Here is a 26,823-nt window from a genome sequence, read left to right as displayed (position 1 = left end):
GGCAACGTATTATTAACGGCTTCACTATTTTGTCATTCATTGTGATTTATCTAAAAGGTAAGCCTCAACCTATTTATCTAGACTACCCTTATCAGTATTATATGCGTATTAAATTTCTATTCGTATAACCAAGCATCTCTAGGTGACGCATAGCTACTTAATTCGTCTTCATTAAACCATAGTGCAATTTCACGTTGTGCTGATTCAACTGAATCTGAGCCATGAATTACATTTCGTCCTACAGTTAAGCCAAGATCGCCTCTAATAGAACCTGGTGTTGCTTCAGATGGATTTGTTTTACCTATAATATGTCTTGATACATCAACGGCATCTTCGCCTTCAACAACCATTGCAAAAACAGGTGCAGAAGTAATAAATGAAATTAATTTGCCGTAGAATGGTTTATCCGTGTGTTCTGAATAATGTTCTTCAGCTAATGATTGAGGAACAGTCATCAATTTACCACCTACTAGTTTTAAACCTTTTCTCTCAATGCGTGAAATAATTTCTCCCACTAAATTACGTTGAACTGCATCTGGTTTAATCATTAAAAATGTTCTTTCCATCGTAAATTATCCCCCTGTGTGTGAAGTCTCAATGATATAAACATAAGACTTAAATGATGAATATTTAAATATGTATCGTATTTTGGCGTAACAAAAAACCTGCTACTATTCAATAGTAACAGGTTGTTAAAGCGCTTTCAATATTTTTTCATTTTAAACGTTACGTGATCCCATTTTCTTTATTAATTTAATAAAAAGACTTTGAGCATTGGGTTCATCAAGTTCATTAATTAACTTGAGCGCTTTAGCTAAATATTTATCACTAATTGCTTTAGATTCTTTAATGCTATTAGAGTTTCTAATTTGCTCAATCAAAGGTTCAAAGTCTTGAGCATTAGATTGATGGTTGAGTGAAGCAATTTGACGTTTGAATGATATATCTTTTTTCATTTCAAGTAGCACTGGTAACGTAATGTGTCCATTCATTAAGTCACTACCCACAGGTTTGCCCAATTTCTTTTCAGTGCTAGTGAAGTCCAAAATATCATCAACAATTTGGAAACTCATGCCAATATAGTGGCCTATCATTTTAAGTTTGCGAATAGTTTCATCATCAGCCTCAGAAGTAATCGCACCGACTTCAGTCGCTAATTGAATTAACAAAGCGGTCTTTCTATTGATGCGTCTCAAATAATTGGTAATACTTTGCTCACTATTGAATTGGTCTTGAAACTGGAATAATTCACCAAGTCCTACGTTTACAATCGAATTTGAAATAATATGATGAATTCGGTTATCACGAATTTCAGATAAATGTTCAAGACCCAATGCAAGTAAGAAGTTTCCAGTTAATATTGCGGTAGTAACGTCCCACTTTTTAACTATGGTTAAACGCCCACGCCGTTTGTCGCTTTTATCGATAACATCATCATGTACTAGTGTTGCCATATGAATTAATTCAAGGGCAACTGCAACTCGATACGTATCTTCAGTTTTCTTTTGTGGTCCGAACTGACTACTTAAGATTACGAATGCGGGTCTAACTCTTTTGCCTCCTGAAGAAAGCAAATGAGATGATGCTTCATGTAAAATTGAATCATTGCTTTCGATAGCTTTTTGAAGGCGTTTTTCTACGTTCTTAATTTCGCTATTCATGTTTAACTTTGCCACGTTAATCACCTTTTATTTTGTCTAACTTTTTTGTTTATAGCCTAGATGCATTGCAGCAACGCCACCTGTAAAGCTACGGATTTTAATTTTAGTGAAGCCAGCTTGTTCAAATAATTGTTTTAATTTGTCTTTATCTGGAAAATCGAACGTAGATTGTTGTAACCACTCATATTCTTCCTTAGATTTAGCGAATAATTTACCGAAAATTGGCATTATGAATTTAAAGTATAACTTATAGATTTGTTTAAATACGGGCATTGTTGGTTGACTTGTTTCAAGACAAACGACCATTCCACCTGGTTTTAATACTCTATTCATTTCCTTTAATGCAACTAAATAATCAGGTACGTTACGGAGACCGAAGCCAATTGTGACATAATCAAATGAATTATCTTCGAATGGTAAATTCATTGCATCTCCATGAACTAAATGAATATTATCCATATGCTTTGTTTTCTCTTTACCGACTTCTAGCATGTTTTCACTGAAGTCTAAACCAGTTACTTCACCATGCGCACTTACTGCTTTACTAAGTGCAATCGTCCAGTCAGCAGTACCGCAACACACGTCAAGTGCCTTACTACCAACTTTAACGTGCATATCTTTCATTACATGTTTTCGCCACACTTTGTGCTGCTCAAAACTAATAATGTTGTTTAAGCGATCATACTTACTTGAAATATTTTGGAAGACTGTATGAACTTGTTCTTTTTTTGCATTATTTTCAGTCATTAATATTACCTCTACTTTTCTCTATATAACTTTGATTGATATTTTGTAAAAACTGACGTACATCAGATGGTTGGTACATCTTTAGGTAAGATGGATAATAGTCATCAACCTCGGAAATTAATTGTTGATATAAATCTAAAGGCGTTACTTGTTCTTTACTGAAATGAGACAAAGTTATATATGGGAAGATTGTTTCAATTTCAATAATTGCATCATAGATAGCTTCAGACTCTAATACTTGATGATGTAATGATGATTTTAATTCATTCGATTTGACTATCGCTTTGCTCATTGCTAATTGAAACGTTGGATCATTTATTTCAGCTAAAAGCGTATAAAAATGAGCGCTTAGTAAATCACCAATTAAAATAGATTTTTTTGACTTTTGGTTTTGTGTTATCTCATCAAGATGTTTCATTGAAGTATCGATAGTGAGGCAAGCAAGTTTAGCATTTTCAGGAATGTCATAAGTATCAAGTAATGCACTCAAATTAGCATTTATATGAATTGTTTCATAGTCATGAATTCCTGTAAGCTTTTGATTAATTTGTCTATTTAATTTGCTTATTGTTGTTTCCATGTTCACACCTCACGTTATTATCACTATACATCTTAACATTATATGAATAAAAATAAAATACAGTGACTTAAGTGGATATTACTTTAGTTATTTGAATATATACGCTGATGAGACATTTGCAATAGTCAAGTTGAATTACATATTACAAATTAAGTCTTTTGAAATGATATATGTATAAAAAAAAAGCCCTTTATAGGGCTTTTAAGTAAATTATTTAACAGCATCTTTTAATGCTTTACCAGCTTTAAATGCTGGAACTTTACTTGCAGGAATTTCGATTTCTTTACCTGTTTGAGGGTTACGTCCTTTACGTGCAGCACGTTCACGTACCTCGAAGTTTCCGAAACCAATTAATTGTACTTTTTCACCTTTAGAAAGTGATTGTTGGATTGATTCGAAAACAGCATCTACAGCTGAACCAGCTTCTTTTTTAGTTAAATCAGCTTGTTCTGCAACTGCGTTAATTAAGTCAGTTTTATTCATTACGAGTTCACCTCCAGATGAATGATAATGATATCTTTATATCATTATGCTATGACTTTAACACAACAATTAATGTTACCGCAATAATTTATGCACTTAAAACACTGAAATATCAGTATTTTAAGTGCAAATCTGCGAAAATTTTTTGAAATAGAGTAATATTACACGCTATTCAGATTTTTTATCTCTTCCCATCAAGTCTTTTACACTATCTTTAACTGGTTTATCTTCGAATAAAACCTTGTAAAGTGCATTCGTTATAGGCATATCCACATTTTGTTGTTTGGCTAAATGATATACAGAATTAGTAGTATAAATACCTTCTACAACCATATTCATCTCATTTAATGCTTCATCCATAGTTTGGCCTTGTCCTAACTTATATCCCAATGTGTAGTTACGGGAATGTGTAGATGTACACGTAACAATTAAGTCACCAATTCCGCCAAGTCCTAAAAACGTCATAGGATCAGCACCTAATTTTTCACCTAATCTGCTTATTTCAGCTAAACCACGTGTCATTAAAGCAGCTTTAGCGTTATCTCCATAGCCCATACCTGCCACGATACCACTTGCGACTGCTATTATATTTTTTAACGCGCCACCTAATTCAACACCAACTAAATCGTTATTAGTATAGACACGTAAATAATCATTCATAAATAAATCTTGAATAAGCTCACTAACTTTTTCATCTTTTGATGATGCAGCCACAGTTGTTGGTTGCTTAATTACTACTTCCTCAGCATGGCTAGGACCTGATAATACACCTATGCCACCATTATGTTCTTCAGATATAGAATCTTCAATCATTTCTGAAACACGTTTGAATGTATCATTTTCAATACCTTTAGCTACATGGATGAAGATTTTCTTTGTGTTGATCAAACCATCAATCTGACTAGTTACTTCACGCATAGCTTTAGTAGGTAAAGCCATTAAATAAATATCGGTAAAATTCACAGCCTCATTGATATCGCTAGTGGCTTTAATACTACTATTGAGTACGACATCTTTTAAATAACGGTTATTTTGATGGTGATCATTTAATTCTTTGACACTATCTTCGTTTTTACCCCACATTAGAACAGTATGTCCATTTTCTGCTAACACATTGGCTAATGCAGTACCAAAACTTCCCATACCAAAAACAGTAATTTTAGTCATAGTATTATCTCCTTTTTAGTTTCTTCTTCTCGGAATGATGTGAATAGGTGTTCCTTCAAAACCAAATGCATGACGAATTTGATTCTCAAGGTAACGTTTATAAGAAAAGTGCATTAATTCGACATCATTTACGAATACAACAAACGTAGGAGGTTCGATAGCTACTTGTGTAGTATAAAATACATTTAAACGACGACCCTTATCTGTTGGCGTAGGATTCATAGATATAGCGTCTGTCACTACTTCATTTAATGTTGAACTTTGAACACGTTTCTTATGATTTTCGCTTGCTTCATTAATATAAGGGAATAGCGTGCGTAGGCGTGTACCTTCTTTGGCAGAAACGAAAGCGATTTGAGCATAATCTAAAAATTGAAATTGGTTTCTAACATCATCTGCAAATTTCTTCATTGTGTTACTATCTTTATCGACTGTGTCCCACTTATTCACTACAATTACTACGGCTTTACCTTCTTCATGAGCATAACCTGCTACACGTTTATCTTGTTCTATTATACCTTCCTCTGCATCTATAACGATTAGTACAACATTAGAACGTTCGATGGCTTTAAGCGCACGTAATACGGAATATTTTTCAGTGGACTCATACACTTTACCCTTTTTACGCATTCCAGCAGTGTCGATTAAAACATAATCTTGGCCATCATAACTATATTCAGTATCAATGGCATCCCTAGTCGTTCCAGCAACATTCGATACAATAACACGGTCCTCGCCAAGAATTGCATTTACTAAACTAGATTTTCCAACATTAGGACGTCCGATGATTGATAATCGTATTGTGTCTTCGTCGTAAGGGTCTTCATAATCCTCTGGAAAATGTTTAACCACTTCATCTAACAAATCACCTAATCCTAGGCCGTGTGAGCCTGAGATAGGATATGGATCTCCAAAACCTAATGCGTAAAAATCAAAAATGTCGTTTCGCATTTCAGGATTATCTACTTTATTAACGGCTAACACAACTGGTTTTTTAGATTTATATAACATCTGTGCAACCATTTCATCACTTTGAGTTAAACCTTCACGCACATTTACCATAAAAATAATAACATCTGCTTCATCTATTGCAATTTCAGCTTGTGCTCTAATTTGTGTTTGGAATGGTGCGTCACCGATTTCAATTCCACCAGTATCAATAATGTTAAATTCATGTGTTAACCATTCGCCTGATGAATAAATTCTATCACGAGTAACACCAGGTGTGTCTTCGACTATTGAAACACGTTCACCTACTACTCTATTAAAGATTGTAGATTTCCCTACATTGGGTCTTCCTACAATCGCTACAATAGGTTTCGTCATAAGCTAACTTCCTCTCTTTCTAAAATCTCTATAATTTTATCATATGACCTATTTATTTCAAACAAAGTATATAAGTTAAGTTACATTATAATGAATTGATAATTGAAATTTGAATGATAACACCTTAATTAAATAGAGAACGATTCATTAAATGTTTTGCTTAAAAGATAATACTAAGATTGGTAATCAGGTTGGCATCAAAATTTTGTTAAGGTTAATCATCAAAATCCATGCAACCTATCACGTTGATAACACGCTTAAATCAAATTGATTCACATCTGTCAGCTACTGCCAGAACAATAAAATAGACTGAGACATTTTATTTTGTCCCAGCCTCATGAATTTCTATCATAACTTTAGATTAGAATTTTAAGTTTTTGAATTTATCACCAAAGACATCGCCAAGTGTTGGATTATCTTCGTTTGAATCATTACTTAAATAAGATTGAGTTGTAGCATCATCGCTTTCAACGACATCTTCTTTAGGTAAAGTAGCTTTGATTGAAAGTGAAATACGTTCATTTTCTTCATCAATACCTAAAATTTTAACATTAACTTGTTGCCCTGGCTCAAGCTTTTCACCTGGTGTACCGATATGTTCATGTGCAATTTCTGAAATATGAACTAAGCCTTGTACACCTGGTGCGATATCAACGAAAGCACCAAAGTTAGCTAAACGTACAACTTTACCTTCGACAACATCATCTTCATGGAATTGTCCTTTAATACTTTCAAATGGTGTTGGTAAAGTGTCTTTAATAGAAAGTGAAATACGTTCTGCATCTTTCTCTACAGATTTAACTTTCACATCTACTTCTTGTCCTACAGAAACAACATCTTCTGGAGAATCAACATGTTCGTGTGAGAGTTCTGAAACGTGGACTAAGCCATCTACGCCACCGATATCAACGAAAGCACCAAAGTTAGTTAGACGAGCTACTTTACCTTTAATAACATCGCCTGTATTTAATGATTCTAGTAAAGAAGCTTTTTTAACATCATTTTCAGCTTGCTCTACTGATTTACGGCTTAAAATGACTCTATTATTTTCAGGATCTAATTCTTCTACTTTGATACGAATAGTTTGTCCTTCAAATACAGAGAAATCTTCAATGAAATCAGTTGAAATGAGTGAAGCAGGTACGAAACCACGTTGACCTACATCTACAACTAGGCCACCTTTAACTACTTCTGTAACTTTTGCTTCAATTATTTCATCATTATCTAATTTTTCTTGTAAATATTCATATGATTTTTCAGTTTCAAGTTGACGTTTAGAAAGAATATATGCACCTGAGTCATTTTCTTCATCAACTTCTATTTTAGTAACATATGCTTCTATTTCATCACCTTGTTTAACAACCTCACTAGGGTTTTCAATATGATGAGTTGAAAGTTGGCTAATTGGAATAATACCATTGAATTTGCCACCATTAATATGAACTACGACTTGTTTGTCTTCAACTTGTTGAACCTCACCAGTGACTTTGTCACCTTCTTTAATATCATTAATCATTGATTCATTGAATTCTTCAGTCATCTTATTTGCCTCCTTATACACTACATACATATAACATCTTATAAACCAGTAGAATTGTCAAGAAATTCCCCTTTAGTTTCATAAGTTCTTAAAAAAATTATCAATTATCAAAATTATTAAATAGAAATTTAACTGATTTGTAACTTTTAAAGATTTATAATTTTAATGAACCTTAATAAATGTTATACGATTTAAACAGTGATTAATTATTACCACTTTTAATTATATAGAATAAAAATAGCTATTTAAAATAATTCGCACTTTATTCTAAATTAAGTACAAATTATTCTATATAGCTATTATTGCTCATTTATAAATTGTTAACTAAGTTCATTATTTCTTCAGTTACTTCTTCAATCGTTTTGCCAGTTGTATCCACTGTAATCGCATCGTCTGCTTTTTTTAAAGGTGAAATGTCACGATTCATATCATAGTGGTCTCTTTCTTCAATTTCTTTTTTTAGTTGCGATAATGTTGAAGGAATACCACGTTGTTCATTTTCTTTTTGTCGTCTTTCAGCTCTCTCCTCAACTGAAGCAATCATGTACACCTTTAATTCTGCATTTGGTAGCACTACTGTGCCAATATCGCGTCCATCCATGACGATCCCTTTTTTTGCTGCTAGGTCTTTTTGTTTTTCAACTGCAAATGTTCTAACAGGCGCTTTAGAAGCGACATAGGATACATTTTGAGTCACATCATTTTCTCTTAAAAAATCTGTAACGTCTTGATCATCTAATAAGATACGTTGTCCTTTACTTTTATCATAAGTTAATTCTAAAGTAGTTTGATCAACGAGTGCTTTAAAATCTTCAGGTTTATTATTTTGAAGATATTTATAAGTTATTGCGCGATACATTGCACCAGTATCAACGTATATCATTGATAATTTACTAGCAACTTGTCGAGCAATTGTACTTTTACCTGCTGCTGCAGGACCATCCAAGGCAATATTTATTAAGTCCATATTATTTTATCCTTCCTTGTTGTTTTGTTTGTATTATTTTATCATAAATATGTAAATCAAAAATAGGAGGAACGCAATGAAGCGATTATTAGTTATACATACTGGTGGTACGATTAGCATGTCTCAAAATCAATCCAACCAAGTAGTAACAAATGATGTAAATCCAATATCTTTACATACAGACATTATTGGTCAATACGCTGACGTAGATGAAATCCATCCATTTAACATTCCGTCTCCACACATAACAATTCAAAACGTTGAACAATTGAGAAATATCATTATTGATGCAAATAAGACAAATCAATACGATGGTTATGTGATTACACACGGAACAGACACGCTTGAAGAAACTGCATATCTTCTTGATTTATTAATAGATATTCGATATCCAGTTGTGATTACTGGAGCGATGAGATCTTCAAATGAAATTGGTTCTGATGGTTTATATAATTTTATTTCGGCCATTCGTGTAGCTTCATCCAGCGATGCGCAAGACAAAGGTGTAATGGTCGTATTCAATGATGAAATACATACTGCCAGAAATGTCACTAAGACGCATACGTCTAACATTAATACCTTCCAAAGTCCTAATCAAGGTCCATTAGGTATTTTAACCAAAGATAATGTTCAATTTTATAATCAGCCCTATCAACAACAGTCTTTTAATATAGTCAATCATGAGTTAAGCGTGCCATTGATTAAAGCGTATATGGGGATGGACAGTGACATATTTAACTTCTATTCACAACAGCATGTAGATGGTATTATCATTGAAGCTTTGGGTCAAGGTAACTTGCCACCAAGTTGCTTAAATGGCGTTCAATCATGCTTGGACAATAAAATACCAATTGTGTTAGTTTCAAGATCCTTTAATGGTATTGTAAGCCCTGTATATGCCTATGATGGCGGTGGGTTCCAATTATCAAATAAAGGTTTAATATTTTCGAATGGATTAAATGGTCCGAAAGCGAGACTAAAATTATTAATTGGTTTAAGTAATCATCTTAATACGTCAGAAATGAAGCATTATTTCGAAAAGCAAAATTAGCAAGGGCCGAAAAAAGTCGCATTGAATTGAATCTGATAAGAATAAAATAAGATAACAAGGGAGTGGGACAGAATTCTTTTTAAATTCGTCGTCCCACTCCCNNTGAAATTCTCTTTGCTGGGGTCCCGCCCGCAAGGCTGACTAGAACTGAGAAAAGCTTGATTTAAGCGCCTTCTCAGTTCAGTCAGCTACTGCGAATTTGCAAAATAGCTTCATTAGATTATTTTTGTCCCGGACTCTTCTATTTAGCTACTATGAAAGTGCATTGTAGCTATGAAATATTTATCTCGTTGCGTTTAGCATTTTATGATTACACCTTAACTTTCGAGAGGTGTTTGTTTTTTACTTAAAATGCTTTGGGTAATAATCCCTCCATGATACTTACCGTTTTCAATAAAGATTGCATTATTATCATTACCAGCAGCAATGACGCCGGCAATATAACAATTCTCTACATTTGTCTCAAACGTTTCTTTATTATGAACTGGCGCAGTACCGAATTCATTTGTATTGATTTCTATTCCAATTGATTCTAAAAAGTCGTAATCAGGATGGTATCCTATCATCGCGAATACATGATCATTAGGTATTTCAATTAATTTACCTGCTTTTTCATAAATCACACTATTTTCAGTGATTTCAGTTACATTAGCATTAAATTCCATTGTGATTTTTTCATGATTAACTAATGATTCAAAGTTAGGTAAAATCCATGGTTTAATAGCAGATGAATAACGATCGCCTCTATATAATACAGTTACATTTGCGCCAGCTTTTTCTAATTCTAATGCCGCGTCAACTGCAGAGTTTTTACCACCAATTACAGTTACATTTAAATTGAAATAAGGATGTGCTTCTTTGAAGTAATGTTGTACTTTCGGAAGTTCTGCACCTTTAACCTCTAATGTATTATGTTGACCATAATATCCAGTTGCAACAGTTAAGAATTTACATTCATACACATCTTTGGTAGTTGTTATAGTAAATTTATTATCAATCTTTTTAACAGTTAACACTTCTTCAAATGCATGAACATTTAATTGGTGATGTTTAACAACTTCTCTATAATAAACTAACGCTTGATTGCGTCGAGGTTTACTTTCTTCAACGATAAATGGTATATCGCCAATACTCAATTTATCACTAGATGAGAAGAATGTTTGATGTGTTGGATATTTATATATAGCATCTACAACATTCCCTTTTTCGATGACTAATGTTTCAATACCCTTTCTTTTTTGTTCGATAGCAGCACTTAAACCGCATGGGCCTCCGCCGATTATAATACTTTCTATGCTTTGCATGTCATTGGCCTCCTTTAATCACCAATTAATTATAGCAGTTGTAACATGATTTCTAAATAGAATCGCACCTATAATATTTACAATTTAATGAGATTATAAGTTTTATAAAGAAATCAGGGATAGGACTGAATTCTTTTTGAATCCATTGTCCTACCCCTGCAAGGTTAGCTAAAATGAGAGATATGCTTAATTTAAGCACCCTCTCAATTTTAGTCTGCTACGATGAATGAACAACGTAGCATTATTTTCTAATTTTTATCCTATAGCCATTTTAATTTAATGTCATTATTGTGGAATTACTAATCTTTGGCCATTTGAAATGTTATTACTAGATAAGCCGTTCGCTTGTTTAAGTTTGTTAACATTTTCAACAGTACCTTCTCCGTAGTATTGAATCGCGATACGATATAGGTTCTCGTTACCTGATACGACATGCGTTTGTTGTCCTGAATTAGTATTATTTGATTGATTGTTATTACTATTATTTTGATTACCACTGTTCTGAGTGTCTTGTGAATTAGCATTATCACTGTTGCTATTTGAATTATAAGCATCGCTATCTGATGATGAACTGTTGTCAGATGCGTTTGATGAATCATTGTTGCCAGAAGTACTACTATTATCATCGCTTGAATTACTTGATGATTCATTATCACTTGTAGCTTTGTCACTTGAGTCATCATCTTTAGTAGCATTATCTTTATTTTTATCATTGTCGTCGCTAGCTTTGTCTTTGCTATCTTTGTCATTATCTTTGTTTGCAGTTTGTTCAGTTTTGTTATTATCAGCTTGGTCGCTATCTTTTTTATCATTGTTTAAATACATACCAATAAAGATAGCAAGTGCTGCTAGAATAAGTAATAACGCAATTAATGGAAGTAAAAGACCTGCTAAACCACGTTTCTTTTTACCGTTATGAGCTTGGAATCCATCATTATCCTCATGATGTTTTTTATCATTGTGTTCTTCATTCGTATGATTATCTTTATGATTATGATGGTCTTTATTATCTTTTTTATGTTTTGCGGCTGCTACGCCAGCAGCACCAGCGGCACCTGCAGCACCAGCACCGACTGCAGCTTTTTTCCCTTTATTACCTTTTTTTGATTCATCTTTAGAAAGATGTTCTTGATTGTCATCGAGTTGCTTTTCATTGTTATGTTTTCTATTGCGATTACGCTTATAATCATGATCTAAATGATCGTCATCTTTATGTTCATTATGATTTGAACGATGATTCGTGTCTTTATTTCGTTTATCCTTAGCAGCTTTGGCGCCTGCAGCACCAGCGACACCAGCACCACCAGCTAGTGCAGCATCTTTACCATGTTTTGACTTATCATGTTTGTTTGCATCGATATGCTCTTGGTGATCACGATGGTGACGATCATCATCATTTAAACTTTCATTATCATAGTCTTTATCGTGCTTTCTACTTGATGCTTCATGACGATGATTTTCTCGAGACGATTGATTATTAAAGTCTCTTTCGGGTGAGTGTTCATCATCTTTATGTATTGATGCTTTATCTAATTGATTCTCTTTTTGATTGTGTTGTAACTCATTTAAAGAGTCTTCATCGTGTCGGTCATCAAGTGAACCAGTAGCATTTGAATCAGAAGTTTGATTATCGAATTTTCTGTTTTTATTTGTAGCTTGGTTTCGTCTTCTTTGACGTCTTTGTGCATTTCTAGGTGGGAATTGTTGATCTGATTGATTCTCAAATTCATCTGAATGGTTTGAGTTATCATCAAACTCATTTGTGTTTTCTTCGAATTGGTCATCAGAATTGATAGACTGACGATTTTTTTCGAAATCATCTCTAAAATTATTTTTAGACACGGTCATCATCCTCTCTTAATTAAATATTTTAATATCACATACCATATACCCCACAAAGTGTGAAATATGTATAGTATCACGATATTTCTTGAAAAAACTTTAAGTATTTTAATTATATCCTCTTAAAATAATTTTAGTAAAGAAAAGCAACTATACTTTAAATAAATATTTTAACTTTTCACTATAATTTAATTTTCTTTTAACTTTTTTTCGGTTTGTAACGTGAATGGATTCTAAATCCGAATCAATATCACAGCATTGTTTAGGTTGAATTGGTGTATCACCAAAAAATTCTAATAAATAGCGGCGTCTACATTGATCTAAAGATGTATATCCAATCATCCTTTGATAACCTAATTTTTTACGTATTAAAGCGTTGTTGAATATTGATTTAAGCACTTTGGATGAATATCTTTGACTCAAAATGGATAGAATTTCTTCCTTTTGTGGTGGTAGGAATACGCCAATATCAAAAGCGTCAATATCTCCAGTTGTAATCGCATCACTAAAAAGTAATGTTTCCAATATGAAGCTGTCATCTGGTTGATATAGGCTTATCGCTTGGCTTGGTAAATTATCTCTACCTGCTCTACCTATTTCTTGTAAATAGTTTGATGGACTTGTCGATAAATGAAAGTGAATCACTGTTCTAATATCTTTTTTATTGACCCCCATACCGAAAGCGCTTGTGGCCACAATAACGGGTATAAAATTTTCCATAAATTGATTTTGAACAGTATGGCGTTCTTGATAGGATAGATCACCGTGGTATATACCAGTTAAATAACCATGATGATAAATCGTGGTCGCTAATTCTAAGCATACTTTTTTGGATGAAACATAAATGATTGTAGGTCCAGATTGTTCTAAAAAGTTTAATAACCACTTGATTTTACTATCATCATCATCAAAATTGAGATGTGAAAAAGCAATATTTTGCCGATTCATAGAAGTCTTAATAACAGTTAATTCCTTAGATAAAATAAGGTTTAAATCTTTTTCAAGATGAGGTGGTGCTGTCGCCGTTAGGGCTAATATGGTTGCATTCTTGTAATAAGATGTAATTTCTCCAATAATTGCATAGTGTGGTCGAAAATCATATCCCCATTCTGATAGACAATGTGCCTCATCGAGTACGATTAAACCGAAATCTATGTTCTTAATTAATTTGAAATTTTGAGATTGTAACATAAATTCTGGACTTAAAAACACAAATCGACTTTTTTGTAGTAAATTTATATTTTGCCTTTTTTCATTTTCATCCATACCTGAGTGAATAGAAGCAACCAATTTCTCTCCTTGAGATTTCAATTGCATGACTTGGTCATCCATAAGAGAGATTAAAGGTGAAATGATGAGAGTTGGCTTTTCTTTTATATAAGTTGGCATTTGATAACATAAACTTTTGCCACTACCTGTTGGAAGAATTCCTAACGTATCTTTATCACTCAATACGCTTTCAATAATTTCTTTCTGACCCGGATTAAATGAGGAAAAACCGAACCACTCTTTTAATTTATCTTCAAGCACTTAACTCACCTCTTTCAATTCCGATAATTAGTAATTTGATTTGAAAATAAGATAATTGATTGAATTGTTCTTTATATATTTTTAATCGATATCCTCTATTCTGATGATAGAATTCTATGAACGAACTATAATCTGTCGTACTTACATATTGTTGATACGATGTAAAATAACCTTTAATAAATAATTCAAGCACATGGTCTTCAATCGTATTGATTTTAACATTTTGAGTCACTGCAGCTTCATTCATTGAAAGTCCTTTGAGTAATTGATGATATGTAATTGTAGTTTTATTTAGTAATGTAGGTAAAATAATGGTTTGAGATAATATCGGAAATTGTTCTTTATGCTCTAGTGCAAACATCATTTGAACTAAATTATTCAATTCATGGACAAATAAATCGGTTACTGGTATGTCTTCAATAAGAGAAACTTGTTGACGCGTATACATTGGTTCTTCATACCCTTGTAAATAATAATGAATCAAACAGTTGCCATTGCACGTTTCATGAATGATATGAAAAAGCTGCTCAATTTCATTTTCTAAATCATCAATTAAGTCACTCTCGATGATAGTTGAATATAATTGCTTTACTTTATTTTGAACTGTGACTTGTTGCGTAATAGGTATAAAGTCTAAATGATTATTTTTGTAATGCGTCATCGTTTGTATAAGTAATTGAATACAACTAAATGTTTGAATGATACTATCGTATGTAAACCTTGGATGAATGGTAATGTTGATATTCTGGTCATCATTACTATTCAAAAATCGCTCAAAAGACGGATATTTTAATTTAGGTAAACTGTGATATAATGATAAAAGTTGTTGGGAACATGCATCAAAAAAAGTTTGATGTGATTTTTTCCCAATTAAAATATTATAGATACTTTTATTGGTTTTATATTCGAATGAATGATTTGATGCATAGGTAATAATAGAATGCATTAATGATTCCTCACTTTATGTAACTAATAAAATAGTAAATAAATTAATCGAAGTGTTAGTTAACATTTGTTATACTAGTGTAGCATTTTTATCAAAGGAGGCGAAGAATTTGGCAAAGTATACAATCGTTGATATGGATACATGTATTGCTTGTGGCGCATGTGGTGCTGCGGCGCCAGACATTTACGATTATGACGACGAAGGTATTGCTTTCGTAATCCTTGATGATAATCAAGGTACTGCAGAAGTACCAGAAGAATTATATGAAGATATGGAAGATGCTCTTGAAGGTTGTCCAACTGATTCAATTAAAATTGAAGAAGAACCATTTGATGGTGATGCCCTTAAATTTGAATAGTTTATGGCACAATCAAATAAATATTAAATCTCCTATTGCTGCGTACTTCATTCAGCAATAGGAGATTTTTTTATGATAAAACGCGTTTTAATCGATTGTATAATAGTACAAATATAATTGAAATCACAACACCTTTAATAATATTAAAAGGTATAACACCAGATAAAATGACGATTTTTAAATTATTAAATACATCTCCTAAATTAAAAATCATCCCATATAAAGGAAGTAACACAAAGTAGTTTAATACACTTAACACAATAGTCATAACTATAGTACCAATTGCGAGTCCTATAACTAAAGAACGTGGCGTATGTGTATGTTGTCTTTGACGTTTTGTAACATAGTAAGCGGATAATAAGAAACTCACACCTGCTAAAAAGTTAGCAACTGGGCCCACTGGATCGCCCATGTTAAATAAAAAGTTAAGTATATTTTTTATAAGTGCTACAATAATACCAGCAACGGGACCCAAAAGGAATGTTGCTAATAATGTTGGCACATCACTAAAGTCTAATGTTAAGTATGGGGGTAAAAATGGTAGCGGAAATTTAATAAATGTTAAAATGAACGCTATCGCACTTAACATACTTATCGTGATAAGACGTTTGTTTTGTTGCATATTGAATTATCTCCTTCCATTCATCTTACTTAGAATAGGAGATAATTTTGCACAACAAAAAATCTCCATCTTCTCCCATCCAGACTATACTGTCGGCTTCAGATTTTCACTGAATCAGCCACTTCATAAGAAGCGGGTCGCAGGCTTGAATTACTGCCGGTTGGGACTTACACCCTACCCCGAAGATGAATTATAACTATATATTAATTTAATTTTTATATTACCTTATGTGAGCGCATTGCGCAATCATGGTGCTTAAACTGATTAGATAAAAAAAGAGTGAAATCAGATTCAACATGAATTCTGACCCACTCTTGGTCTAGTAATTTCATTTTTAGAATAAAAGCTAGTACGTTAAGTCAAACGTCGTGATGTACGAGTTTCTACTGTAACTTAAATTAAAGCGCTTGATAGATAAGTGCGTATGATTGTAATCATATTAGCACTTAGGTTTAGGTAATTTAATGATAAATGTTGTACCTTTGTTTACTTCGCTTTCTACTTGAATAGAACCACCATGTTCTTCGATAATCATTTTGCAAATAAATAATCCTAAACCAGTACCTTGTTTCCCTCTCGTTCTTGATGCTTCGACTTTATAAAATCTATCAAAAACAAGTTCAAGATGTTCCGGAGATATACCACTTCCGGTATCGCTAATGTACAATGTCTGATATGTGTCATCAGATGATGAAGTGATTGTAATTGAATCACCCGGTTGAGTATAACGTGTGGCATTATCAATCAGATTTGTTAGTACTTGATCAATACGGTCGGCATCATAATCCCACAATTCATCAGTCATTTCTGGCGCAAGTGACATGTCTAACTCTAAATCTTGTGCCTGTTGTTTATACTTCATTTGCATTTTATTTAATAAAGGTTTAATGGGTTGTTTCTCTTTATTAACAGTTAAACCTTCTGCATCCATACGCGCTACATTCAATAATTCATTGACTAGACGATTTAAACGTTTTGTTTCATCAAGCACGATAGATAAAGAGTCTCGAATTTCATCGGGCTCTGTTACAATGCCATCTACAATGGACTCTGTATACCCTTGTAATAAAGAAATAGGAGTTCTCAATTCATGTGAAACGTTAGCAATGAAGTCTTTTTTCATTTGATCAAGATTATGTTCATTGGTCATATCTCTAATAATGACTACTAGACCACTACGGCCATCTTGTTGGATTCGCTCGATATAACTCATGATAATGACATAATATTTGTTATTAATTTCGTATTCTTGGAATTCTGTATTCTTTGAAACAAATGTTTTTTCGATTTGCTTTTCAATGTCTTTATATACAGGTGCACTAAGTGATTTAGTAATATCATCAGCCATTTTATTTGAAAGGATAACTTCTCTTTTGTCATTTAGGCCTAGTACACCTTCTATCATAGAATTGATTAGACTATCTCTAATATTTTTTTGAGTTGAAAGTGCTTCAATATTCTCTTGTATTTCAGAACTCATATGATTGAAAGTATGTGATAATTCACCTATTTCATCTTTAGTTGAGACGCTTGTCTGTTTAGAATAGTTCCCTTTAGATATATTTAACGCTTGCGTTCTAAGTTGTCTCAAAGGCTTTGTAATTCTGTTTGATAAAAAGAAAGCAAATACAGTTGAAATGGCAATAAAGATAATTGCAGTAATTAGAATGATAATTGTAATTGCATTATTCGTATCTTCAATAGATTTCAAATCTTGATATATAAATACAGCACTATACTTTGAGTTTGCATTGTCTTGTGCTTTCATTGGATAGCCCAATAGAATATAAGAGTGCGAATTACCATTATTACTAATGGTAATATTTTGGGTAGTAGATTTACCCTTTGAAAAGACTTGTTGGAATTGGGCGTTATTGTGTATTGCTTCAAGCATTTTATTTTTAGTTTCACTATTGGATTGATTAAGACTTGAAGATTTATTTGCCATAATAATCACGCCACCTGAGCCATCAATTAATTGTTGGCTATGTTGAATGGCTAACGTCTTATTTTCTGCTTGTTCAACTAAGTGACTAATTCTAGACGCGTCTTCCCTTATAGCATTTTCAGTTTGTTGGGTGTAATAATACTGTATAAATGTAATTAAAGCTGCACTTAATAAAATTAAAACTGTCGTTACTATGAAAAGTATAGTTAACCACAGTTTTATTACCACACTATTTAGTCGGTTCGTCATTAGACTTTACCTCGAATTTGTAACCAACACCCCATACAGTTTGAATCATATGTGCAGCATCTTCAGATACACGATTAAGTTTCTCACGAAGGCGTTTTACATGAGTGTCTACCGTTCTTAAATCTCCGTAAAACTCATAATGCCATACTTCTTTTAATAGTTGTTCACGATCAAAAACTTTATTAGGTGTCTTAGCTAAATAAATAAGTAACTCATATTCTTTAGGCGTTAAATTCACTTGTTGATTATCAGCTAAAACGCGATGAGCATCATTATCAATGATTAAATGATTAAATTCTATAACATCTCTTGCGTGAGGTTCACTTTGTTCAGGTTTAGAAGATTGCGTTCTACGCAATAATGCTTTAACTCTTAATACAACTTCTCTTGGAGAGAATGGTTTAACGATATAATCATCAGCGCCTGATTCAAACCCCTCAACCCTATTTGTTTCTTCACCTTTAGCAGTAAGCATAATAATAGGTGTGTCTTTATGTTCACGTAATTTAGATGCCACTTCAATTCCATCCATATCTGGTAGCATCAAGTCTAAAAGTATGCACGCATAGTCATTCTCCATTGCAAGATCATAGGCTTCTTTACCATCACTTGCTTCATGAATCGTAAACGATTCTCTCTCTAGGTAGAGTTTAAGTAACCTTCTAATTCTATCCTCATCGTCTACAATTAAAATTTCGTTTGTCATTTTGTTTATACCTCCTACACATGCTCAATACACTCAATATTATAGCATATAGCATGATTGAAAGCTTTACTTTAAAGTTAACTTTGTGAAAAAAATAGCAAGAGAAATTAAGTTAAATTAAATTCTCTTACTATTGTAAAATATTATTTATTTTCCATTTTCTGCCATGTGTCTTAATACTTTAACTTCATGGGGTGTGATGACTCTACCCTCACCTGCATTTAAACCTTTAAGATTTAAGTTGCCGAACTCAATTCTTGTTAATTTATCAACTTGGTGACCAAAGTGTTCAAACATACGACGAACTTGACGATTTCTACCTTCGCTTATAGTAATTTCTACAAGTGTAGTGTTTTTATCTTTATCCTGTTTTTTTACTTTCACTTGTGCTGGTTGTGTAAACCCATCTTCTAGTTCAATCCCTTTTTCTAAAGCTTTGACTTCTTCTCGCATGAGATATCCTTTTAATTTAGCAACATACTTTTTCTGAATGTGGTATCTAGGGTGTGTCATTAAATTAGTAAATTCACCATCATTTGTTAGTAGTAATAGACCTGAAGTATCATAATCTAATCTGCCAACTGGATAAATTCTAGTCTCTAAATCTTTAAAATAGTCTGTGACTACTGTACGTCCTCTATCATCAGACACACTTGTAATCACTTGCGTTGGTTTGTAGAATAATATATACATTTTGTCTTCTTGTTCTATTTTAATTCCTTCTACTTCAACAGTATCAGAACTTTTAACTTTAGTACCTAATTCAGTCACAGTTTCACCGTTGACTTTTACCTTTCCTTCTGAAATTAAAGTTTCAGCTTTTCTGCGTGATGTATACCCACTATTAGCAATGCGTTTTTGAAGCCTTTCTAATTCTTTGCTCATTTCGTATCTCCTTTTTGATTTACTAAATTACTAAAGAAATCTTCCATCTCTTCTTCATCTTCTTCAGTCGTTGGTAAATCTTCAATTTTTTCTATTCCGAATACATTTAAAAATAAATCTGTTGTTTGTAAAGCATGACTACGTGAATTTTCCACATCTTTTGCTTCAATTAAACCACGGGCAATTAAAGTTCTAACTGCACCATCGGAATTAATGCCTCTAATTAATTCGATATCACTCCGAGTTAATGGTTGATTATATGCAATAATCGACAATGTTTCCATTGCTGCCTGTGATAACTTCATATTTGATTTTTGTTCAATGAGTTGTTCAATATAAGGTGATGCTTCTTTCTTTGAAGTTAAGATATAAGTTGAACCAAATTTTTGAATCATTAAACCAATTGAAGTATACGATGACACTAATTCAGCTAATTTTGCTTGATTAATATCTAGAATCTCTAAAATTTGCTTTTCTTCAAGACCTTCATCTCCAGCTGTATATAGCAATGCCTCTATGATTCCATGTTTATCCAAGATTAAAATTCACTCCTCTAACGATACGTATATCATCAAAATTTTTAACTTGTTCAATATTGATTTGTCCAGATTTAGACATTTCTAATATTGCTAAGAAGTGAGTAACCACTTGTTCTAATGGTTCACTAAAAGTAAACAAACTAAAGAAGTTAAACGATGTATGATGTTTTAATTGTGTCGTTACTTTTTCAGTTGCTTGTTGAATCGTAAAGCTTTCTTTAACGATGTCAACAGTCTTAGGTGTATTAAGTGCTAGTCTATTTTTAACACGTTGATAAGCAACAATTAAATCAGTTAAATCTAATGTTTGACTTTGATCCCATGTGACGTCTTTTTCAAGATGGGATAAATCAGTTGGGTGCTTAGTGAAATAGTGCTCGCGTTCTTCTTTCTTTTCGGCTAATAATTCTGTATATTCTTTATAATTTTGATATTCAATAAGTCGACCTACTAAATCTTCTCGTGGATCTTCTTCTAAATGTTCATCAACATCATGTTGCGGTAGCAATAATTTGCTTTTGATCATTAATAACTCTGATGCCATAACTAAATATTCACTCGCTATATTGATTTCTAATTGTTTCATAGCGTGAACATATTGCATATATTGTTCTGTTAATGATTTCATAGGTATATCATAAATATCAATTTCATATTTTTGAATTAGGTGTAGTAATAAATCTAACGGGCCATTGAAGGCATCTAATTTTACTTCATACATGTTAATCGTCCTTATACTGAATCTAAATCGTGCATAATTTACTAAAGTATTATAGCATGAATACTACAAACATTAAATTAAGGATGAGTCGGATTGGAAAAAGCCTTAATCGATTTTTATTATTACTTTCATAAACATCAGCATTATTTCTTATGTCATGATATTTTAGAGGATGCTTGGAAAGCAAATAGTCGGTTTTCTAAAAAGGATGGCATTGTAAGCCTAATTTTATTTTCTACTGCCATGTATCATTATAGAAGAGGAAATACCAAAGGTGCGCGGATAACTTTTGAAAAGTCATTAAATACCTTTAATGACGCATATGATAAAACTGTGCTAAATCTTAGTGAACATGCATTTCAAACATTAATTGTGAATGAGATTAAAGCTATAGATGACTTGAAACCATTCAAACCGGTATATTTACCTATCAATTCAAACTTTGAAAAACAAATAATTGATAGGTATCCAGATTATTCATTTACATTTCTTTCTACTGAAGATAATTATATTGTTAATTACCACAAACTGAGAGATAGAAGCGATGTGATCAATGCCAGACAACAAGCATTGATGTATAAAAAGCGGATGAGGAGTTGGATGGATGATTAGTTAAAATTCAAACTGCCACTAAATAACTCGCTTTACTGTAGAAATAAAGCGTAATCTATTAGAGACTGAGACAAAAAATATAGTAATACTATTTGGAATTTTTCCAATAGTTGACTTAACGAAGAAGACAGTTAAGTCAAGTTGCTTTTAGCTCTAGCAGTCTTTTAAGGAAGAGCCCCAGCAAAAAGAATATCACTAAGACATTCTTTTTGCTGGGGATACATCGAATTCAAGAAATATTCTGTCTCCTCCCCACCCCTCATTCCTTGATATAAACCAATCTCCTTCTAAGTAGTCATCTATCTATAATTAATCATTACTATAAATACTTAATTCTTTTAAGCTCTTGGGTGGAATTGATTATACATCTGTCTAATCTGAGTTTTAGAAACATGTGTATATAATTGTGTAGTCGAAATATCGGAATGACCTAACATTTCTTGAACTGCACGTAAATCTGCACCATTCTCCAATAGGTGTGTTGCAAATGAGTGTCTTAACGTATGAGGTGTCAATGTTTTATTGATATTTGCCTTTAAACCATACTGTTTAATTAGTTTCCAAATACCCTGACGTGTCAATGGTCGTCCATGCATATTTAAAAAAAGCACGTTTGTGACGGTTTTTTTAAGTAATTGAGGTCTAACAGAATTGATATATGTGTCTAAATATTCGATTACAGTATCCCCTAATGGGATAATGCGTTCCTTGTTCCCTTTACCAAACACTTTTACAAACCCCATAATTAAATTCACATCGTCTATCTCGATTTGTATTAATTCAGTCACACGCATACCAGTCGCATATAATAATTCGAGAATTGTACGGTCACGGTATCCATTATTTTTATTCAAATCTGGTGTTTCAAGTAACTGAATCACTTCTTCAACATCTAATACATCTGGAAGTTTCTTCTCATACTTAGGCGTTTCAATAAGAACTGTAGGATCTTTCGCTGCATATTTCTCACGTAGCGCAAATTGATGGAAACTGCGAATCGTTGAAATAAATCGCGCAATAGATTTTGCAGAAGCGCCCTGATCTATTAAATGACCTAGACATTCTTGGATCGTTTGTCTATCAATAAAATCAATATGCGCAATTTTGTTTTCTTGCATATATATTTGATATTTTTTTAAGTCTCTGCGATAGGCACCTATCGTATTCTCGCTTAAACCTTTTTCGATTTGTATAAATTTTAAATATTCTTCAATAATTGTTTCCATTACAACACCTCTATTTGAATAGACTCACATTAAACTATGATGTGATATTAAGAAAGACTAAGACAATCATTTGAAATTGTCCTAGCCTATTATTTGTTTATTTTCCTTTTGCTTGGCATTCAGCACAAACACCGTGAAACGTTAATCTGTGATCTAAAATTTTGAAGTTATATTCTGTTTCGACTCTTTCTTCAACTTGTGGTAGTAAATCTTCATGGATTTCATCTACTTTTCCACATTCCATGCACACTAAATGGTGATGGAAATGTTTAGCGCCCTCTTTTCTTAAATCGAAACGAGCAACACCATCACCAAAATTAATTTTATCGACAACTTTTATTTCGGCGAGAAGTTCTAAAGTTCTATAGACAGTAGCTAAACCTATTTCAGGTGCTTTGTCTTTTACTTTCAAATATACATCTTCAGCACTAAGATGGTCTTTTTCATTTTCAATTAGAACACGGACAGTAGCTTCTCTTTGTGGTGTTAATTTATATGAAGACTGTTGTAATTGTTGTTTTACGCGATTTAATCGTTCTTCCATGGGAGCGACACTCCTCTATTAATAATTATAATCATTTTAAATTGAAAATATTTCAATTACTAAATTACCAATATTTTCAATTAAATGCAAGCTATTTACAGCACTTAATTAGAATGATTATAATTTAATAATATATACTGCAACCCAATGATTGTTTTAGCATCCTCGATTTCATGATTATCAAGTAATGCTTTTATTTCTGAAATAGGCACTTTATGCAATTCTACAAACTCATCTTCATCTAAATTAAGTTGACCTTCACTTAGGTTACTGCTGAAATAAATCGTAAGTTTCTCATTGGTGAACCCAGGGCAACCATACATGTCAGTAACAAATTCTAAGTTATTTGCAACATAACCTGTTTCTTCTTCTAATTCGCGTTTAGCAGCTTCTTCACGTATTTCATCTTGTTCTAATTTTCCAGCTGGAATTTCTAATAATGCTTTTTCAACTGGTTTACGAAATTGTTTAACAAGTAATACCTCATCATTTGGTGTTATTGCACAAACTGCTACCGCACCGTTATGATAAACTAATTCTCTTCTAGATGTATTCCCATCAGGCAATTCTACATCATGTATTTCTAAATCAATAATTTTACCATTGTAAATAACAGTTCTATCGAAAGTTTTCTCATTAAATTCCAAAAAATTCACGTCCCTTTTAATTCAGTATATAAATTGGTAAGATGAATGCGTTACTTAAAGTGTATCGAAAGGAGATTGGACATGCAAAAGAATATTTTAAAGAGTGGCATCGAAATTTCAGAATTAGGATTAGGATGTATGAGTTTAGGCACAGATTTTGCCAAGGCTGAACCTATCATTGAAAAAGCGATTGAAAGTGGTATTACGTATTTTGATACTGCAGATATTTATGACAGAGGCGTTAACGAAGAAATTGTAGGCAAAGCTTTAAAAAAATATCAAAATAGGGATGATATTATAATTGGAACGAAGGTAGGAAATCGTCCTACTGAAGATGGCGGGACTACATGGGATCCATCTAAACAATATATTAAGGAAAGTGTTAAAGGTTCTTTACAACGATTAGGATTGGACCATATCGATTTATATCAATTACATGGTGGAACAATAGATGATCCATTAGATGAAACGATCAGTGCATTTAATGAGTTAAAACAAGATGGTATTATTAAAGCCTATGGTATTTCTTCAATCCGCCCTAATGTTATCGATTATTATTTAAAACATAGTGAAATCGAGACAATTATGTCTCAATTCAATTTAATTGATAATCGACCAGAACAATTATTAAATGACATACATGCCAATGGTGTTAAAGTATTAGCACGCGGCCCTGTGTTTAAAGGGTTATTAACTTCTAATAGTATTGATGCCCTAGATCATAAATTTAGTGAGGGCATATTTGATTATACACATCATGATTTAGGCGAAACGATTGCTTCAGTTAAAGAAATAGAAAGTAATCTTAGTGCTTTATCTTTTGAATATTTAAAATCTCACGATGCACTTGGTGCAATCATCGTTGGCGCTAGCTCACCACAACAATTAGAAGAAAATGTTAATAATTACAATAAACATGTAAGCCTTGATCAAGTAAAAGCAGCTCGAGACAGAGTGAAAAATTTAGAATACACACAACATTTAAAATAATGTAGTTATAATACAGAAGCGTTTGAGACATAAATGATGTAAAAATACTATTTTGCAAAACCTCGGTGCGGGATGGGACTAAGAATTCATAAAAGAATTTTGACCCACTCCCGCCTTTTTATTACAACTTAATTCTAACTTTAATACTGCTTATAGTAAGTGTAATGACCATTGTGATTTTCGTCTTTGATAGTCACATTCATGATTTCACCTCTCAAAATTAATTCATGAAATTTGAAATCTATGAATGATTGTTCGTCAGCATTTAATAAGTCATAATTATTCTCCCCAATTAAATCTGCAATTGTAAAAATGGAATGTGGTGGTAGTGCATTCATATTCTCAATACATTGTTTAACGTTATGGTTCACACAACATAACATACAATCACTCCGATCTATTGTTTGTTTTTGAATAAAAATGGAAAAAGTGATTCAAGCAACCTAGGGAATAATTGATAAAATTTTAAAGTGGTGTGCATCCATTTAGGTTGATTGATTTCACATTTACGTTCAATTATCCCTTTAATAACATCATTAGCTAATAAAGTTGGATCTAACATCATTGCGTCATACTTGTGTGCATAAGTGAGACTTGGGTTTGCCTTTTCATGAAATGCTGTTCTAATCGGACCAGTATTCACAGACATTACATGAAAAGATGGGTGTTCCAATCGTAGTGCATTTAATACCGCATTCAATGCCGCTTTAGACGCACCGTAATGCGCGGCATTAGCTTGTGTGACAAAAGCAGCTTGACTAGAGATTCCAACAATACTCGCGTGTGGAGACAATTGGTTCATTAAAGCATGTAATAATAAATTAAACCCGATAATATTAACTTCATACGTTTCTGTCATTTCATCAGGGGTGTGTTGATTGATTGATTTAAAGTACCCTAATCCAGAACTATAAATAATGCCATCTATTTGCGTATCAATATATTGAGGTAATTGGCTAATTGCATGTTTGTCTTGCATATCACACGGAATCATTTGGACATTATGTTCATATGGTGAGAAGTCAATGTGTTTATATTTTTGTTTGCTTCTAGCAAGTAATGTAACATGCGCGCCCTTTTGAATAAGCTGTTTAGTGATTTCGAGACCTAAGCCACTTGTACCACCAGTTACCACATAGTGTTTACCTATCATAGACATTTCCTCTCTAACGTTGAATAATTTTATATTACCTTAAAATATTTAGTGTATAAAGTTTTCTAGTAATTGAGTTATATCTAATTGCATGCACTAACTTTTATAACAAATCACCCAAAGGATCACCTAAGCTAAAGCTTATGCGTAAAAAATGAAATTATAAATGATATGATGATACTATTTTGAAATTCGCAGTAGCTGACTGAACTGAAAAGGCGCTTAAATCAAGCTTTTCTCAGTTCTAGTCATCCTTGCGGGTGGGGCCCCAGCAGAGAGAATTTCATTAAGAAATTCCACAAGCAAAGCAAGCTGGGAGCGGACAACGAATTGTAAAAAATCACCCAAAGGATCACCTAAGCTAAAGCTTATGCGTATGAGTCCGGGACATAATGTTCTTGGATAAGTGAAAAAAGACAATTTCTATTGAAATAATATAGAAATTGTCTTTTTTATAAATTTTTTGATTATTTTCAGCT

28 protein-coding genes and 1 riboswitch are annotated in these 26,823 nt (G+C 32.7%); of the genes, 4 read left to right on the top strand and 24 right to left on the bottom strand.

From position 1 onward, the window contains the following. Nucleotides 1-116: 116 nt before the first annotated feature. The 9 genes from ndk to cmk form a co-directional block, all read right to left on the bottom strand. A complete protein-coding gene (ndk, locus tag KA828_RS08950) occupies nt 117-566 on the bottom strand; it encodes a nucleoside-diphosphate kinase (protein WP_053029437.1) in 450 nt (149 codons plus the stop codon). Nucleotides 567-719: 153 nt separating this feature from the next. Beyond that, on the bottom strand, nt 720-1,676 hold the full coding sequence (locus KA828_RS08945) for a polyprenyl synthetase family protein (RefSeq protein ID WP_210126074.1): 957 nt from the start codon (nt 1,674-1,676) through the stop codon (nt 720-722). Nucleotides 1,677-1,697: 21 nt separating this feature from the next. Then, a complete protein-coding gene (locus KA828_RS08940) occupies nt 1,698-2,408 on the bottom strand; it encodes a demethylmenaquinone methyltransferase (RefSeq protein ID WP_075108768.1) in 711 nt (236 codons plus the stop codon). Then, entirely contained in the window at nt 2,401-2,988 is a 588-nt protein-coding gene (locus KA828_RS08935; RefSeq protein WP_075108767.1) for a heptaprenyl pyrophosphate synthase subunit A, read from the bottom strand. Before KA828_RS08935 ends, KA828_RS08940 begins: the two co-directional genes overlap by 8 nt. A gap of 210 nt (nt 2,989-3,198) precedes the next feature. Then, a complete protein-coding gene (locus KA828_RS08930) occupies nt 3,199-3,471 on the bottom strand; it encodes an HU family DNA-binding protein (protein WP_011275733.1) in 273 nt (90 codons plus the stop codon). Between the two features lie 168 nt (nt 3,472-3,639). Next, nucleotides 3,640-4,638 (bottom strand): NAD(P)H-dependent glycerol-3-phosphate dehydrogenase, encoded by a 999-nt coding sequence (locus KA828_RS08925; RefSeq protein ID WP_210126073.1) that lies wholly within the window; start codon nt 4,636-4,638, stop codon nt 3,640-3,642. 15 nt (nt 4,639-4,653) lie between these two features. Beyond that, a complete protein-coding gene (der, locus tag KA828_RS08920) occupies nt 4,654-5,964 on the bottom strand; it encodes a ribosome biogenesis GTPase Der (RefSeq protein ID WP_070854888.1) in 1,311 nt (436 codons plus the stop codon). Nucleotides 5,965-6,325: 361 nt separating this feature from the next. Continuing rightward, nucleotides 6,326-7,504, bottom strand: coding sequence for a 30S ribosomal protein S1 (gene rpsA, locus KA828_RS08915; protein ID WP_210126072.1), 1,179 nt, complete (start codon nt 7,502-7,504; stop codon nt 6,326-6,328). Nucleotides 7,505-7,814: 310 nt separating this feature from the next. Further along, entirely contained in the window at nt 7,815-8,471 is a 657-nt protein-coding gene (cmk, locus tag KA828_RS08910) for a (d)CMP kinase (protein ID WP_075108764.1), read from the bottom strand. Nucleotides 8,472-8,547: 76 nt separating this feature from the next. Here cmk and KA828_RS08905 point away from each other — a divergent pair, with 76 nt between their 5' ends. Then, nucleotides 8,548-9,522, top strand: a complete 975-nt coding sequence (locus tag KA828_RS08905; protein WP_210126071.1) for an asparaginase — start codon at nt 8,548-8,550, stop codon at nt 9,520-9,522. Between the two features lie 317 nt (nt 9,523-9,839). On the opposite strand, the gene ypdA is transcribed toward KA828_RS08905, so the two are convergent. The 4 genes from ypdA to KA828_RS08885 all read right to left on the bottom strand — a co-directional run bounded on the left by ypdA (nt 9,840) and on the right by KA828_RS08885 (nt 15,144). Then, entirely contained in the window at nt 9,840-10,826 is a 987-nt protein-coding gene (gene ypdA / locus KA828_RS08900; protein ID WP_075109241.1) for a bacillithiol disulfide reductase YpdA, read from the bottom strand. 285 nt (nt 10,827-11,111) lie between these two features. After that, nucleotides 11,112-12,674 (bottom strand): elastin-binding protein EbpS, encoded by a 1,563-nt coding sequence (gene ebpS / locus KA828_RS08895; RefSeq protein WP_245336077.1) that lies wholly within the window; start codon nt 12,672-12,674, stop codon nt 11,112-11,114. Nucleotides 12,675-12,818: 144 nt separating this feature from the next. Then, nucleotides 12,819-14,198 (bottom strand): RecQ family ATP-dependent DNA helicase, encoded by a 1,380-nt coding sequence (locus tag KA828_RS08890; RefSeq protein WP_210126069.1) that lies wholly within the window; start codon nt 14,196-14,198, stop codon nt 12,819-12,821. Continuing rightward, on the bottom strand, nt 14,191-15,144 hold the full coding sequence (locus KA828_RS08885) for a YpbB family protein (RefSeq protein WP_210126068.1): 954 nt from the start codon (nt 15,142-15,144) through the stop codon (nt 14,191-14,193). Before KA828_RS08885 ends, KA828_RS08890 begins: the two co-directional genes overlap by 8 nt. 109 nt (nt 15,145-15,253) lie before the next feature. Between KA828_RS08885 and KA828_RS08880 the strand changes: the two genes are divergently transcribed. Then, entirely contained in the window at nt 15,254-15,502 is a 249-nt protein-coding gene (locus tag KA828_RS08880) for a ferredoxin (protein ID WP_002449743.1), read from the top strand. A 70-nt stretch (nt 15,503-15,572) separates the two neighbouring features. Here the strand turns inward: KA828_RS08880 and KA828_RS08875 are convergent, their stop codons facing one another. The 6 genes from KA828_RS08875 to KA828_RS08850 form a co-directional block, all read right to left on the bottom strand. Next, a complete protein-coding gene (locus tag KA828_RS08875; protein ID WP_193839317.1) occupies nt 15,573-16,124 on the bottom strand; it encodes an ECF transporter S component in 552 nt (183 codons plus the stop codon). A 63-nt stretch (nt 16,125-16,187) separates the two neighbouring features. Beyond that, nucleotides 16,188-16,315, bottom strand: a riboswitch (FMN riboswitch). Nucleotides 16,316-16,563: 248 nt separating this feature from the next. Next, nucleotides 16,564-18,321 (bottom strand): ATP-binding protein, encoded by a 1,758-nt coding sequence (locus tag KA828_RS08870; protein WP_210126067.1) that lies wholly within the window; start codon nt 18,319-18,321, stop codon nt 16,564-16,566. Beyond that, nucleotides 18,302-19,027 carry a response regulator gene (locus KA828_RS08865; protein WP_210126066.1) on the bottom strand — a complete coding sequence of 242 codons (726 nt, stop codon included), beginning with the start codon at nt 19,025-19,027 and terminating at the stop codon, nt 18,302-18,304. The genes KA828_RS08870 and KA828_RS08865 overlap by 20 nt, the downstream gene beginning before the upstream one ends. Nucleotides 19,028-19,174: 147 nt before the next feature. Continuing rightward, on the bottom strand, nt 19,175-19,912 hold the full coding sequence (locus KA828_RS08860; protein WP_210126065.1) for a pseudouridine synthase: 738 nt from the start codon (nt 19,910-19,912) through the stop codon (nt 19,175-19,177). Continuing rightward, nucleotides 19,909-20,448 (bottom strand): SMC-Scp complex subunit ScpB, encoded by a 540-nt coding sequence (scpB, locus tag KA828_RS08855; protein ID WP_075109247.1) that lies wholly within the window; start codon nt 20,446-20,448, stop codon nt 19,909-19,911. Before scpB ends, KA828_RS08860 begins: the two co-directional genes overlap by 4 nt. Beyond that, a complete protein-coding gene (locus KA828_RS08850; RefSeq protein ID WP_070854898.1) occupies nt 20,441-21,172 on the bottom strand; it encodes a segregation and condensation protein A in 732 nt (243 codons plus the stop codon). The genes scpB and KA828_RS08850 overlap by 8 nt, the downstream gene beginning before the upstream one ends. A 93-nt stretch (nt 21,173-21,265) precedes the next feature. Here KA828_RS08850 and KA828_RS08845 point away from each other — a divergent pair, with 93 nt between their 5' ends. Beyond that, complete coding sequence (locus KA828_RS08845) at nt 21,266-21,784, top strand: DUF309 domain-containing protein (RefSeq protein ID WP_210126064.1); 519 nt, start codon at nt 21,266-21,268, stop codon at nt 21,782-21,784. A gap of 338 nt (nt 21,785-22,122) precedes the next feature. On the opposite strand, the gene xerD is transcribed toward KA828_RS08845, so the two are convergent. The 3 genes from xerD to KA828_RS08830 form a co-directional block, all read right to left on the bottom strand. Further along, complete coding sequence (gene xerD / locus KA828_RS08840) at nt 22,123-23,010, bottom strand: site-specific tyrosine recombinase XerD (RefSeq protein WP_070854997.1); 888 nt, start codon at nt 23,008-23,010, stop codon at nt 22,123-22,125. Nucleotides 23,011-23,107: 97 nt separating this feature from the next. Beyond that, complete coding sequence (gene fur / locus KA828_RS08835) at nt 23,108-23,554, bottom strand: ferric iron uptake transcriptional regulator (RefSeq protein WP_011275714.1); 447 nt, start codon at nt 23,552-23,554, stop codon at nt 23,108-23,110. 104 nt (nt 23,555-23,658) lie between these two features. Beyond that, complete coding sequence (locus KA828_RS08830; RefSeq protein ID WP_070854996.1) at nt 23,659-24,201, bottom strand: NUDIX hydrolase; 543 nt, start codon at nt 24,199-24,201, stop codon at nt 23,659-23,661. An 81-nt stretch (nt 24,202-24,282) separates the two neighbouring features. Between KA828_RS08830 and KA828_RS08825 the strand changes: the two genes are divergently transcribed. After that, entirely contained in the window at nt 24,283-25,191 is a 909-nt protein-coding gene (locus KA828_RS08825) for an aldo/keto reductase (protein WP_210126063.1), read from the top strand. A gap of 140 nt (nt 25,192-25,331) precedes the next feature. Here KA828_RS08825 and KA828_RS08820 read toward each other — a convergent pair whose 3' ends face one another. Together KA828_RS08820 and KA828_RS08815 are read right to left on the bottom strand one after the other, a co-directional pair. Further along, nucleotides 25,332-25,574, bottom strand: a complete 243-nt coding sequence (locus tag KA828_RS08820) for a hypothetical protein (RefSeq protein ID WP_193839309.1) — start codon at nt 25,572-25,574, stop codon at nt 25,332-25,334. A 14-nt stretch (nt 25,575-25,588) separates the two neighbouring features. After that, entirely contained in the window at nt 25,589-26,344 is a 756-nt protein-coding gene (locus KA828_RS08815; protein ID WP_210126062.1) for an SDR family NAD(P)-dependent oxidoreductase, read from the bottom strand. Nucleotides 26,345-26,823: the final 479 nt, after the last annotated feature.

This window comes from Staphylococcus sp. GDY8P85P, from assembly GCF_017892405.1.
Taxonomy (GTDB): domain Bacteria; phylum Bacillota; class Bacilli; order Staphylococcales; family Staphylococcaceae; genus Staphylococcus; species Staphylococcus borealis.
Note: the sequence above shows the minus strand (reverse complement) of the source record. Positions and strands in the feature narration are given on the sequence as shown.